Source organism: Natrinema salsiterrestre, from assembly GCF_029502005.1.
Lineage (GTDB): Archaea > Halobacteriota > Halobacteria > Halobacteriales > Natrialbaceae > Natrinema > Natrinema salsiterrestre.
This window is the reverse complement of the sequence record NZ_JAMQOT010000007.1, coordinates 77,009-89,579: the sequence shown is the minus strand read 5'-3', so window position 1 is coordinate 89,579 and position 12,571 is coordinate 77,009. Positions and strand designations below refer to the sequence as shown.

At 60.9% G+C, this 12,571-nt stretch carries 11 protein-coding genes and 1 tRNA gene; 7 read left to right on the top strand and 5 right to left on the bottom strand.

Annotated elements, in window-relative coordinates; translation table 11 throughout:
- Positions 1-147: 147 nt before the first annotated feature.
- From NDI89_RS18125 to NDI89_RS18105, 5 genes are all read left to right on the top strand, one after another.
- Positions 148-666 (top strand): peptidylprolyl isomerase, encoded by a 519-nt coding sequence (locus tag NDI89_RS18125; RefSeq protein WP_277523544.1) that lies wholly within the window; start codon positions 148-150, stop codon positions 664-666.
- A gap of 128 nt (positions 667-794) precedes the next feature.
- Positions 795-1,745, top strand: a complete 951-nt coding sequence (locus tag NDI89_RS18120) for an oxidoreductase (RefSeq protein WP_277523542.1) — start codon at positions 795-797, stop codon at positions 1,743-1,745.
- 61 nt (positions 1,746-1,806) lie between these two features.
- On the top strand, positions 1,807-2,145 hold the full coding sequence (locus NDI89_RS18115; protein ID WP_277523540.1) for a ferredoxin: 339 nt from the start codon (positions 1,807-1,809) through the stop codon (positions 2,143-2,145).
- A gap of 55 nt (positions 2,146-2,200) precedes the next feature.
- Positions 2,201-2,284, top strand: a tRNA-Leu gene (locus NDI89_RS18110).
- A gap of 425 nt (positions 2,285-2,709) precedes the next feature.
- A complete protein-coding gene (locus NDI89_RS18105; protein ID WP_277523738.1) occupies positions 2,710-3,363 on the top strand; it encodes a ribonuclease HI family protein in 654 nt (217 codons plus the stop codon).
- Positions 3,364-3,634: 271 nt separating this feature from the next.
- On the opposite strand, the gene NDI89_RS18100 is transcribed toward NDI89_RS18105, so the two are convergent.
- The 5 genes from NDI89_RS18100 to NDI89_RS18080 all read right to left on the bottom strand — a co-directional run bounded on the left by NDI89_RS18100 (position 3,635) and on the right by NDI89_RS18080 (position 9,884).
- Positions 3,635-4,792 (bottom strand): MFS transporter, encoded by a 1,158-nt coding sequence (locus NDI89_RS18100; protein ID WP_277523538.1) that lies wholly within the window; start codon positions 4,790-4,792, stop codon positions 3,635-3,637.
- Between the two features lie 49 nt (positions 4,793-4,841).
- The gene (locus NDI89_RS18095) at positions 4,842-6,317 is read right to left on the bottom strand and encodes an aldehyde dehydrogenase family protein (protein WP_277523536.1); all 1,476 of its coding nucleotides are present in this window, start codon (positions 6,315-6,317) and stop codon (positions 4,842-4,844) included.
- A 119-nt stretch (positions 6,318-6,436) separates the two neighbouring features.
- On the bottom strand, positions 6,437-6,868 hold the full coding sequence (locus NDI89_RS18090; protein ID WP_277523534.1) for a hypothetical protein: 432 nt from the start codon (positions 6,866-6,868) through the stop codon (positions 6,437-6,439).
- Positions 6,869-6,939: 71 nt separating this feature from the next.
- A complete protein-coding gene (locus NDI89_RS18085) occupies positions 6,940-7,731 on the bottom strand; it encodes a DUF5806 family protein (protein WP_277523533.1) in 792 nt (263 codons plus the stop codon).
- An 869-nt stretch (positions 7,732-8,600) separates the two neighbouring features.
- Complete coding sequence (locus NDI89_RS18080; protein WP_277523530.1) at positions 8,601-9,884, bottom strand: acyl-CoA thioesterase/bile acid-CoA:amino acid N-acyltransferase family protein; 1,284 nt, start codon at positions 9,882-9,884, stop codon at positions 8,601-8,603.
- 623 nt (positions 9,885-10,507) lie between these two features.
- On the opposite strand from NDI89_RS18080, the gene NDI89_RS18075 reads away from it, so the two are divergent.
- Together NDI89_RS18075 and NDI89_RS18070 are read left to right on the top strand one after the other, a co-directional pair.
- Complete coding sequence (locus NDI89_RS18075; RefSeq protein ID WP_277523527.1) at positions 10,508-11,590, top strand: ABC transporter ATP-binding protein; 1,083 nt, start codon at positions 10,508-10,510, stop codon at positions 11,588-11,590.
- A gap of 56 nt (positions 11,591-11,646) precedes the next feature.
- Complete coding sequence (locus NDI89_RS18070) at positions 11,647-12,402, top strand: ABC transporter permease (RefSeq protein WP_277523524.1); 756 nt, start codon at positions 11,647-11,649, stop codon at positions 12,400-12,402.
- The last annotated feature ends 169 nt before the right edge of the window (positions 12,403-12,571 follow it).

The window sequence follows — 12,571 nt, the reverse complement described above, 5'->3', positions numbered from 1 at the left end:
TTGTGTCTCGATGTCGATCAGCATGGTCGTAATTAGTGTATAGAAGATGATGGGTGATACTTTATAAGTGTATGAACGAACGTTCGGACCCGACGGACGCCGGCGGAGACCACTATCGTTTTCACTCGTCCTGTCCTCTCGGTGCATATGGGAGACGTTACTGCGACGCTGCACACCAACAAGGGCGACATCGAGGTCGAACTGTACGACGAACGCGCGCCGCGAACCGTCGACAACTTCGTCGGGCTCGCGACCGGCGGCAAGACGTGGGAGGACCCCGAGACGGGCGAGGAAATCGAGGGCGAGCCGCTGTACGACGACGTCGCGTTCCACCGCGTCATCGAGGACTTCATGATTCAGGGCGGCGACCCGACCGAGACCGGCCGCGGTGGCCCCGGCTACGAGTTCGACGACGAGTTCCACGACGACCTGCGTCACGACGACGAGGGCGTCCTCAGCATGGCCAACTCCGGGCCCGACACCAACGGCTCGCAGTTCTTCATCACGCTCGCGCCCCAGCCCCACCTCGACGACCGCCACGCCGTCTTCGGCAAGGTCACCGACGGGATGGACGTCGTCCACGAGATCGGTGACGTCGACACGAACGCCAACGACCAGCCCAAAGAGGACGTCGTCCTCGAGTCCGTCGACGTCGACTACGAGTAAGTCGTCGCTCGGCCGATCGATCACGGTTTCGCGACCGATTTCTGTGACGTGTACGCATCGGGAGCCGCGCGTAGCGATCGGACGCCCGTCGCGAACCCATTTAGGGCGTGCACGCCTACGAGCCGTACATGAGCTGGACAGCCGACGATATTCCCGATCGGGGAGACCGAACGGTCGTGATCACGGGCGCGAACAGCGGCATCGGCCTCGAGGCCACCCGGGAACTCGCGCGCAACGGCGCGACGGTGATCATGGCCTGCCGGAGCGTCGACCGCGGCGAGAACGCGGCCGACGACGTCCGCGGGGACGTTCCCGACGCCGACCTGCGCGTCGAGGAGTGTGATCTGGGGGACCTCGAGTCGGTTCGGTCGTTCGCCGAGCGAGTCGAGGACGGGGAAATAGACGTCCTGATCAACAACGCCGGCGTCATGGCGATTCCCCGATCGGAGACGGCGGACGGGTTCGAGACCCAGTTCGGCGTCAACCACCTCGGCCACTTCGCGCTCACCGGGCAGTTGCTCGACGCGCTCGCGACCGACGGGGACGAGCCGGCGCGGGTCGTCACCGTCTCGAGCGGCGTCCACGAGCGCGGCGAGATCGACTTCGACGACCTCCAGGGCGAGGACACCTACGACAAGTGGAGTGCCTACGCCCAATCGAAGCTGGCGAACGTGCTGTTCGCGTACGAACTCGAGCGGCGGTTCCGCACCGCCGACGCGAACGCCGAGAGCATGGCAGTGCATCCGGGCTACGCGAACACCCAGTTGCAGTTCCGCGGTCCCGAAGAAAGCGGGAGCCGGCTCCGAAAGGCGGCGATGCAGGTGCTGAACGCGATCATCGCGCAATCCGCCGAGATGGGGGCGCTGCCGACGCTGTACGCCGCGACCGCGCCCGACGCCGAGGGCGGCGCGTACTACGGCCCCGGCGGCCTCATGAACATGCGCGGCGCGCCCGAGCGGCAGGCCTCCTCGGACCGATCGTACGACGAGGAGACGGCTCGTCGATTATGGGACGTCTCGAACGATCTGACTGGCGTCACCTACGACTTGCCGGAGCCGAAAGCCGAGCTCTCGTCGTGATCAGTCGGCACCGTCGGCGGCAACCGTAACGCGAAAGACCACGCGCTCGAACGACTACACAATGAGCGACGACGGGATTCAGCGCGCCAGCGACGTCGGCTCCTCGGACGCCCCACCGGTCGAGGAGAAACCCTACAAGATCGTCTTCGAGGCCAACAAGTGCTTCGGCGCGGGCAAGTGTGCGGAAGTCAGCGCCAACTGGGAGATGTCCATCGCCTCGGGGATGGCCCAGCCGACGGAGTACTTCTTCGGGGAAGAGGACCTCGAGCACAACGTCCGCGCCGCGGAGGTCTGCCCGGCGAAGAAAGACGACGGCTGTATCCACGTCGTCGATCGCCGGACGGACGAGGAGATCGCGCCCGATCCCCACGGCGACGGCACGCTCAGCGTCGACTGGTAGGGGCTCGAATCGAAACGCACATCCCGACACCGGGCCAATTTCCACCCGCTTCTGTGCGAGGGTAGCCAAGCAGGCCAACGGCGGTGGGCTTAAGACCCGCTCCCGTAGGGGTCCGAGGGTTCAAATCCCTTCCCTCGCACTTGTCACGAGCATTGGCGAGTGACAAGTGCGAGATGTGGGATTTGAATCAGGGAGTGGAGCGAAGCGGAACGACCGTGGTTCAAATCCCTTCCCTCGCATGTCGCCGCGAACACTCATGAGCGATGACTGCGAAACGGAGGTATTTGAATCAGACCGAGGTTCTGCGAGCAGCGCGAGCAGGTTCTCGGGCGTGGTTCAAATCCCTTTCCTCGTATTTCCGCCGCGAGAAAGCGCGAGCAGTGGGAATCTACCGATGGAGTCCAAAGGCCCGACTGATTCAAAGCAGTCCACCACCGCTGCCACCTAGAGGGATTATGCCGCTCGACCCCCGAGGACCGATATGCAGTGGTACGACCGGCCGACGAGATCGTCCGGGAGCGAGAGTACGAGGGACCGGCAGCGAAGCTCGAAGGGGGACGTGGCGTGACCGACGACCCGCTCCCGGCCGAACACCTCTCGCCGCTCGCCACGCTCGTCGACGAGGTACTCGCGGGCGTCGGCTACGAGGTGGCGGCCGCCACCGACGCCATCGACGACGCAGTCCCCGACTACGGCGGTCTCTTCGACCCCGATACCACCCCGGCCGAACTGCGTCGCGCACTCGAGAACCTGCTGGCGTCGGGACTCACCCGACCACCCGTCCCCGAGCCCGCCAGCGACGCGTTCGTCCTCTACGTCGACGGCAGTTCGCGCGGCAACCCCGGCCCCGCGGGTGCGGGCGCTGTCATCGTGGACGCTGCGGAGGACCGACTCGCCCGCCTCGGCCGACCCGTCGGCTCCCGGACGGGGAACAACACCGCCGAGTACGTCGCCCTCCAGCTCGGGCTCTCCGAACTGCTGGCTCGCTACGAGCCGCGCGAGCTGGAGGTGCGCATCGATTCGATGACGGTCATCCGAGACGTCTGGGGTGGCAACGACCCGACGGAACCGGGCGTCGAGACGTACAGCGAGGCCGTCGCGGCGGCACTGTCGAGCATTCCGGACCACCGGTACACCCATCTCGCCGATAGCGACCCGAATCCCGCCGACGCACTGGCGACAGTGGGAGCCGATATCGCGGCCTTCGGACCCGGATAGGAGCGGTCCGCCGCTTCCGAGTCGGAACCTCCGGCTCCGTTGAAATTTTTCAGACGCTACTAGAAGCCCGTTCGGACACACTCTCCGCGTTCAACACGCCTTCACAGTAGTTTCTGGACGATTCAGCGAAATCGAGTAGACCGATCGCAGCTCGGAAAACGAGCGACGCGAGTGAGCCGGAACGTCGGGGCGTGGGCCGAATACCGTTCCCTCGCAGTGCCGCTGTGAACATATCGTGAGCGGTGATTGCGGACGATAGCTTCGGGACGGTTCAACTCGGGAGCCATCCCCGCCACTCGAGGACGGCGAGAACCGCGATCGTACCGGCGAGGGCGAGGGCAGCGCTGGCGAACACCGCGTCATAGGTGTACCCGCGTTCGATGAACAGCCCGAGGGCGGAGGAGCCGAGCGCCTGCATCAGCATCCAGGCGGAGCTGAACGCGGCGTAGGCGCTGCCGCGCGTCGAATCCGGGAGCGTGTCGAGGAGGTAGGTGTCCGTCGCCGGGAACAGCGTGTGCATGACGAAGCCGAGGAGGACGGTGACGACGCCGATCGCGAGCAGCCCCTCGACGTGCGTCAGCGCGAGCAGGCACGCACAGAACGCGCCGACGATACCGAGCAGGTACGGAACCTTGGGTAGCCTGTCGGCCAGATCGCCGCCGACGAAGAACGCGGGCACGCCCGCAGCGAAGACGATCGTGAGCATCGCGCCCGCTTCTCCGTCGGAGAGCCCCTTCGACTGCATGTACAGCTCGTAGAAGTTGAAGACGCCCTGCCAGACGAACACCGCCGCGCCGACGATGGCGAGCGCCGTGGCGATGATCCGCCACTCCGAGAGCACGCTCCGGAGGAACGCGTGATCGGCTTGCCCCGCCGCCGGCATCTCGGTGTTTCGCGCGGTGACCCACGTGTAGCCGGTCACCACCGCCGCACCGATCGCGATGGCCCACAGCGAGAGTCGCCAGTCGACGATCAGCGTGAGCGCGACGAACGGGGCGGCGATCACCGCGGCGATCTGGCTGGCAGCCCCGTGGATCCCCATGACGCGCCCGACGCGCGACGGGAACAGTTCGCTCACGAGCGGGTTCGCGGAGACGAAGTAGATGCCGGAGGCGATGCCCATGAGAAAGGCCCCGATCATGAGGTATCGGACCGTCGTCGCGGTCGCGGCGAGTCCGGAGGAAACCGCGAGAACGACGCCGGACGCGATCACGACGTGATGTCTCGGGACTTTCGTGAGGAGCCACCCGGTCGGCAGTCGAAGGGACGCGCTGCCGACCCACACGAGCGTCACGATGAGCCCGGCGGTCGCCTCGCCGATCGCGAACTCGGTGATAAAGACGTCCAACAGCGGCGCGAAAACGATTCGAGCGAGATTGATCAGGAAGACGAGCCCGCAGAGGGACCCGAAGAGTCGGGAACGAGGCACAGTCCTCGTTTCCGACAGTATACCTCAAGCGTTCCGAATCGCCATCGCCTCAGAACGGATACTCTCGCGGCTCGTGTTGCACCGAGATCCACTTGGTCGTCGTCAGCTCGTCCAGGATCTGCTCGCCGTTGTACCGGCCCATGCCCGATTGCTTCATCCCGCCGAAGGGGACGTGTGGCTCGTCGTTGATCGGCTGGTCGTTGATGTGGATCATGCCAGTCTCGATCCCGTCCGCGATCCGGCGAGCCTGCTGTACGTCCTCGCTGTGGACCGACCCCGACAGCCCGTGGATCGTGTCGTTCGCCAGCTCGATCGCTTCCTCGTCGCTCGAGTACGGGATGACCGGCGCGACGGGACCGAAGTGTTCGTTGCACGCGGCCGCCATGTCGTTGTCGGCGTCGGAAAGCACGGTGGGTTCGACGACCAGCCCGTCGTGATCGCCGCCGGTCTCGAGGGTCGCGCCCTCCTCGACGGACCGCTCGACGTAGTCGAGGATCTGATCGCGCTGGCTCTCGTCGATGATGGGGCCGATGACCGTCTCGTCGGCCGTGGGGTCGCCGGTCGGCAGCGAGGCGGCCCGGTCGGCGAGCGCGTCCACGTAGTCGTCGTAGATGGACTCGTGGACGAGATGCCGGTTCGTCGAGATGCAGATCTGGCCCTGATGGAGGAACGAGCCGAAGACGCCGCCGTCGACGGCCCGCTCGAGGTCGGCCCCGTCCGTGACCACGTGGACGTTGTTGCCGCCGAGCTCGAGCGCGGGGAGCGCGCAGTTGCCGGCCGCTTTCTCGGCCACGCGCTGGCCGATCTCGGTCGAGCCGGTGAAGGCGAGGACTCGCGGAACGTCGTGGCCGGCGACCGCGTCGCCGATCTCGGAGCCGCGCCCGGGGACGACGCTGAGGACGCCCTCGGGGACGCCGGCTTCCTCGAAGATCCGCGCGAGCAGGAGCCCGCCCGTGATCGGCGTGTTCGAGGCCGGTTTGAGGACGACCGCGTTCCCGGCCGCGATCGCGGGCGCGACCGCCCGCATCGAGAGGTGCAGCGGGAAGTTCCACGGGGAGATCACCCCGACGACGCCGACCGGCACGCGCTCGGCGACGTTCTCCTTCCCCGGGGTGATCGAGTCCATGTGCTGGCCGTCCATCCGGAAGGGGTAGCTGGCGGCCTGCTGCATCATCCCCCGCGCGGTCTGCAACTCGGCCTCGGACTTGACCCGCGTGCTGCCGGATTCGCGGGCCAGCAGTTCGGTGATCTCCTCGCGGTGGTCGCCGACGAACTCGATGGCGGCGTTGATCACGCCCGCTCGAGCCTGCGGCGGCTGCTGAGCCCACTCGACCTGTGCGTCGGCTGCGGCCTCGTAGGCTCGGTCGACGTCGTCCGCGGTGCCCGCCGGGACGGTCGCGATCTCCTCGCGCGTGTACGGGTTTTCGTCGGCGATCGCGTCTCGCTCGCCGGTGTCGTCGGACCACTCGCCCGCGATATACAGCGACTCCCAGCCGCCGTCGGGTTCCAGAGGAAGGTCGGTCATGCGGGCGCACTATCCCTCGAGCGGTCAAAAGGAGCGGACCGGCAGTCGCAACCTGCGGACCGCCGGCTACCCCGACGATCGAGCGATGACGGCTCGTCTCGAATCGCCAGTCGGAGACCTCACGCGAGCCGCCGTGGAAGCAAGACCGCGAGGGAGACGTAGATTACCGCCGCGATGACGAGCGTGGCGAGGACGCCGACCACGAGCGCGTCGGAGACGAGCCGCCAGGCGAACAGGAGGATTCCGGCCGGCGGAAGCGCGAGCCCGGCCGCCGTTCGGTGGAAGCCCCGAAGCGGATGTGTCGCGTCCACCGACGGCGTCTCGTCCGGCCCGCGGTCCTCGTCGTCCGCGATCGCCGCGGGAAGGAACAGGTAGGTGCCGAGGCCGACCAGCACTCCGACGACCGCGCCGAACGCGAGGTCCTCGAACAACAGGAGGCCGAGATACGCGAACACCGGCACGTCGACGACGCCTGCGACGGCGGCGATCAGGTCGGGCGAGAGCTGTCCGTCACCGCTCGAGTTCGACGCGGCATCGCGGGAGTCGGTCATCGATATGTCGAAGGATTCGCTTCGAACGTAATATAGTTCGCCGTCACGCCGCGCGGGAACGGTATCGGAGTCTACTCTTCGGACTCGGCGATGTCCTCCGCCCGGAGTTCCTCGCTGGCTTCCCGAACCTCCCGCATGACGCTGGAGATGCGCTCCTCGGCCTCGAGTTCGTCCTCGACGGAGAGGTCGACGCCCTCGACCTCGAGCAGGAATTTGGCGACCTCGGTGGCCTCATACATTACGTCGTCGAGTTCCTCGGCGGTGAAGAAGTCGCACATCGCGCCGTAGAGGAAGGTCGCGCCGGCCGTGCGGACCTTGTCTTCGAAGGAGGAGCGGGCCTGATTGACCGCCTGTGGCGTGTACGTGTCGGTCATGAAGGGGACCAGTTCGGGCAGGTTCTCCCCGATTTTCGTCATCTCGACGCCGGTTTCGGTCCGGAAGTCCGAACAGAGGCGTGCGATCGCCCACTCGCGGGCGGTGATATAGGTTCGGTCCCGCAGGAACTCGTTGACCCGGTCGTACTGCGCGCCGTCCATCTTCGTGAACCGGGCGTACTTCTGGACGTCTTCGGGGACGTCGTTTTCCTGTGGCTCGGGGTCCGGCACGCCCGGCGTCGGCCCGTCGCCCGTATCTGCCGCCCGCTCGTCTTCGCCCGTGTCCGCCGTCCGTTCGTCGTCGCTCGAGGAGACTCCCTCGTCGCTATCCGTCGATAGCTTGTCACCGTTCGTCGCGGGTCCCGCGTCCGTCGCGACGTCTCCGCCGCCGCCATCTTCGCCGCTCGAGCCGTCGTCCGTCTCCGCCGACTGGTCGGTCCGTTCCCGAGAGCCGGCGTCGGAACGATCGACCGTCTCGTTGCCGTCCATGGCGTGGCATTACCAAACGGCGGGCAAAAGGGTTCCCCCTCGTCTCGGAGGCGTTATTCAGACGAGAGTGAAAGAGTAAGGCCTGACATTTTCAAAATCGTTCATAACCGAATTCATAAGGCAAATTCTAGCTAATTCCTGCCGAAATACGTATTACATCGCGGTTGACAAAACGATGATCCGACTCGGCGAGGAACAGTATTGGCTGTACGCCGCTGGCGATATGGATTTAAATGGAATATTTCGCACAAGTATTTAAACGGAAAAAGAGGGAATAAGTTCGTTATTCGAGGATTTGTGCGAGAAGTACGACTGTTTCTCGTCAGTGGCTATAAATCACTGAACGATGCCTGTTAACAACATGGTCTCAATTTCAGATATGGACGACACGGGAATTGAACCAGTCTCGAGCCTGTTTTTCGAAAGAGAAAATATCGAATCCCATTGATCCAACTTTTCCAATACTTATACTAAACCTGATCAGCGGCTCGAATCGTTCGCCTTGGCATGGAGTCAGTGCTATAGATACAACATTCCATCTTGTTCCCACCGATATATCAACGTTAACGGGGGGTCAGAGTACGATCGTTCTTCTGAATCTCATTGCGGTTCACGTTTACGGTCTCTCTGAGCAGTTTGGTGAGTGGTATGATCACTTTTTTCTACTATCTTTTTACCGTCGAAAGCTATCGTTCCGAATCTTTTCAACACTTCTGGAAAGACAGTGTTTACAATCGTTGGAGGTCGTCGGATGTCCGGTTGAAACTTATGATGACTAGAGAGCGTTCTCTCCGTACTGAGTGCCAGGTGTCAGCCTCAACTTCTCGGTACCCAGGATATCAGTCCCACGACGCTTCGAGGTCTCCGTCTCACTGCTCTGTATCGATGGTCGAGAGTGTCTCGATAGTGCGTTGCCAGTACGGTTCGTCGGCACTCGCGTACGCTTCAGGTGACCCACCGAAGAGCCAGTATCCTACTTCACGATTTGCTACCGGTCGATATGGTGGCAGGATCGTGTGACCGGCTTCTTCGAAATAAAGATGCTCATACGGTCGGTCGTAGGCTTCGAGGCGATCGATCGCGTGTTGGTTGAATCGTCCCGTATTCCACATCTGATCGTCACCTCCCGTGATGAACACGACCGGTCCCTCAATTCGCTCAACCGGCGTTGTTGCCGCTTCAATCTCTTTGACCGATGCTGCCTCGTAGGAGGCCGTATACTTCTGTCTGAATTCGATTGGTTCTTCCAGCTCCCAGTCGATATCGTCAGCCCACTCGATATAGGGAACCGGCTCGCCGTCGTGTGTCCAAGTCGGTCCGGGATTGTCCCCTCCTTCAACGATTCCTTGCCACGTGAGTGCGCTGCCGTTGAGCGAGACGACTGCCCCGATATTACTATTGTGACTAGCGACCTGTAAGCCGAGCTCACTCCCTTTCGAGAAGCCGTATAGACCAACTGACGAGCCCTGGACGCGGTCGTGGTCAAGGAGCCACTCGACGGCTTCGTCTGCGTATTCGACGGGGATCTCGACTAGACCGGTTGGTAGTGAGGGGTTGTCCCATTGACCGATAAAGTTGAAATATTTGAGAGCGAGCGCAGCGAACCCGTGTGAGGCCAGCAGCCGGGCCTGTTCATCGAGGGGGCGACCATCACCGCCGTGAAGGAGCAGTACTCCCGGAGCCGGCTCATCTCCGGCAGGTACGTAGAGTTCGCCGACTAGGTGGTCAGGCGTCGGTAACGACTTGACGCCAGGATCTGCGATCGTTCGAGTGAGTGATGATGTTCCGAGGATGGTTCCATCAGCGGAGACTCGAACCTCGAGTGTCGCTTCCTCGGGAATCTGGTATGGGATATCCACCTCGTCTACCGGTTCCATGGCTTGGATGAGCGACATAGTGTCGGCAGACTCGAACGGCCCGTCGATCGGGGGTGTTCGGTCGAGTTCGAGAGAGCCATCGTTGGTGCGGTACCTAGCAGAGGTTTGCCAGGTGTTCCCTTTGTCGTCGTCCATCGAGGCAGAAATTATAACAGGGATCCCACGGGGAAGACCATCGATACGGAGTTCGAATCGTTCGTCCGACCGGACCACGGACGGGTGTGTGAACTGTGGATTGGTCGAAGACGCCTCCTCAAAGCGGTTATCATTACTCATCGGACCACCCTGCCTGACTGGAGTCCAATCCTTTATACACTAACATCTCCGGTAAAAGGGTACACCGGACATTTCCGGACCACATTTGTTTCGTATACAATTTTATTGTTTATAACTCTCACGGCTTCTAAATTGATCGGGCAGCCGCGTAGTTCCACCAGTCATATCTTGTCGTAAGAGGGCGATAGTGTCAGTCCCGGTTGGACTCTGATTTATTACCGAGAAATCAATATCGGGTTGGACGTTATCTTACAATATATAGTTCAGGTTATAGATCACACAGCAATGTAAGAAGTTTCGCCGGTTGCACGTCGACGTGCCAGCAGCACCCGCTTGACCGGACGGCAGCAGCGGATACTCCAAGTGGGGACAGATCGCTTCCGTTCACCATATTCTGATAGATTCCAACCAAATACGTTCAATAGACACCATAAATAATAAAATAAAATATTTGATATAGGAGTGCAAATTAGGCGAGAATGGCAGGTCAAATCGACGCGCTGCTATTGCCTTTCGCTCGATAGGACGTAAACTCTTCAGGTAATTCGTGCTGCCCCGTCGCAAGCAGGGATCGATTATTCCAACAAAACATATTAATAACTCAGACCAGAACTGAAACGAATATGGGCGAGTTCCAGACGAATCGACTACGGGACGCGGACGAGAGAGCATCTATATCGCAAGAGATAATCGTGGTCGATGGGTTACAGAAAATATACGAAGGCAACAACGGAACGACCACAGCCATCGACAGTATCTCGTTTTCTATCGAGCGCGGTGAAGTGGTCGGTCTCCTTGGGCCAAATGGAGCGGGCAAAACAACCACGATAAAGCTGATACTCGGTCTGATCGAGCCCACAGACGGTAGTATCCGGGTGAACGGGGTGGACCCCCAAGTTGACACAAAGGAAACGTACCGACAGGTTAGTGCCGTGCTCGAAGGGGCCAGAAATGTCTACTGGCGGCTCACGGTCCGGGAAAACCTCCGGTACTTTTCGGGGATTCAAGGAATCCACCCAGGAGAAGCACGTGAGGAGCACGATCGTCTGCTCTCGCTGGTCGATCTCGAGCACAAGGCCGACGAACAGCTCCGAAACCTCTCTCAAGGGATGCAACAGAAGGCCTGTCTCGCCTGTGCACTCGCTCGGGAGACGCCGATCGTGTTCCTAGACGAACCGACACTCGGACTCGACGTTGAGGCTGCGCGTGACCTGCAAAACGAGATCCAACGGCTCGCCGAGCAGGAAGGACGCACGATCGTCCTGTCGAGCCACGACATGGACGTCATCCAGACCATCTGTGATCGCGTCATAATCATCAACAATGGGGAGATTATCGCCGAGGATAGCGTCGAGGAACTCCTCGAACTGTTCAGCTCACAGACCTACCGCGTACATCTTGAGGAACCGCTCCCCGACGATGCTCGTCTTGTCGGGTACGATCCGCGCTGGGAATCGGACCGAACCTCGTTCGAGATCACCTTACAGAGCAGCGATGATTTTTATCGATTCACGGATGCGATGGAAGAGGCGAACGCAAAATTGGACAGTATCGACTCTGTCAAACCGGATCTCGAAGAGATATTCCTCTCCATCGTCGACAACGAATCGATCACTGCATCTCTCGACCGCTCCGACAGAAGTACTGATCGGGGCGACGTTGATAACTCTGTTAATACGTCACCGGTATCGGAAGGTGATGAATGATGGGTCGTTCGCCAACAAACAGTGATCCCCTATGCGGGCAGACCGATCCGAGCGTGATGGCACTGGTTCGTGCCGTTTTCGAGAAGGAATTGACGCTACTCAAGCGGTACTGGTTCAACACAGTCGGTGGACTCGCTGCCAACTACATCCTGTTCGTGTTCATGTTTTTCGGAGGACAGGCGGTTGCACCCACTGTATTTGAGAACAATCTAACCGGGATCATCGTCGGGTGGTTTGTCTGGGCGATGTCCTGGAGTTCGTTCCAAGAGTCCGCACAAACGCTCACGAGAGAAGCCACGTGGGGCACACTTGAACAGACGTATATGACTCCGATCGGGATCTTTCCTATCATGACGGCCCGAATCATCGTTGGGTTGGCATTCACTGTCACGACAGGATTGATAATGCTCATACTCATGATGGCCACTACGGGCCACTGGGTCCTGTTCGATCCATTCACGGTATTGCCGATCGCATTTGTAACGATGGCTTCGGCAACTGGACTTGGATTCGCGTTCGGCGGACTTGCGCTGATTTACAAGCAAATCAGCAGCATCTTTCTTATCGTCCAGTTCCTGCTTCTGGGCGCAATTGGATCCCCAGACTTGGCCATCACGAAGGTGCTTCCGCTTTCTTGGGGAACCACTCTCCTTACGTACGCGATGGAGGAGAACGTATCGCTCTGGCAACTACCGATTTTTGACCTTCTTGGGGTCGTTGCGGTATCGACAGGGTACATTGGCATCGGTTATGCAGCCTTCGGGTATGCGGTCCGCGTCGCCAAACGCCGGGGGATCATGGGCCATTATTGAGTTAGTTCGAAATATTCATGTATATCCTATAGAAATAATTGTTCGAAGATGATTGACGTGGCCGTCCGACGGCGAATAGGGACTCGCACCAACACTCTTGACGGTTCACGTGATACTCTCGGTCACCGGTGGGAATCTCCGACGACAGGAATTTCACGATGGTCTCCTC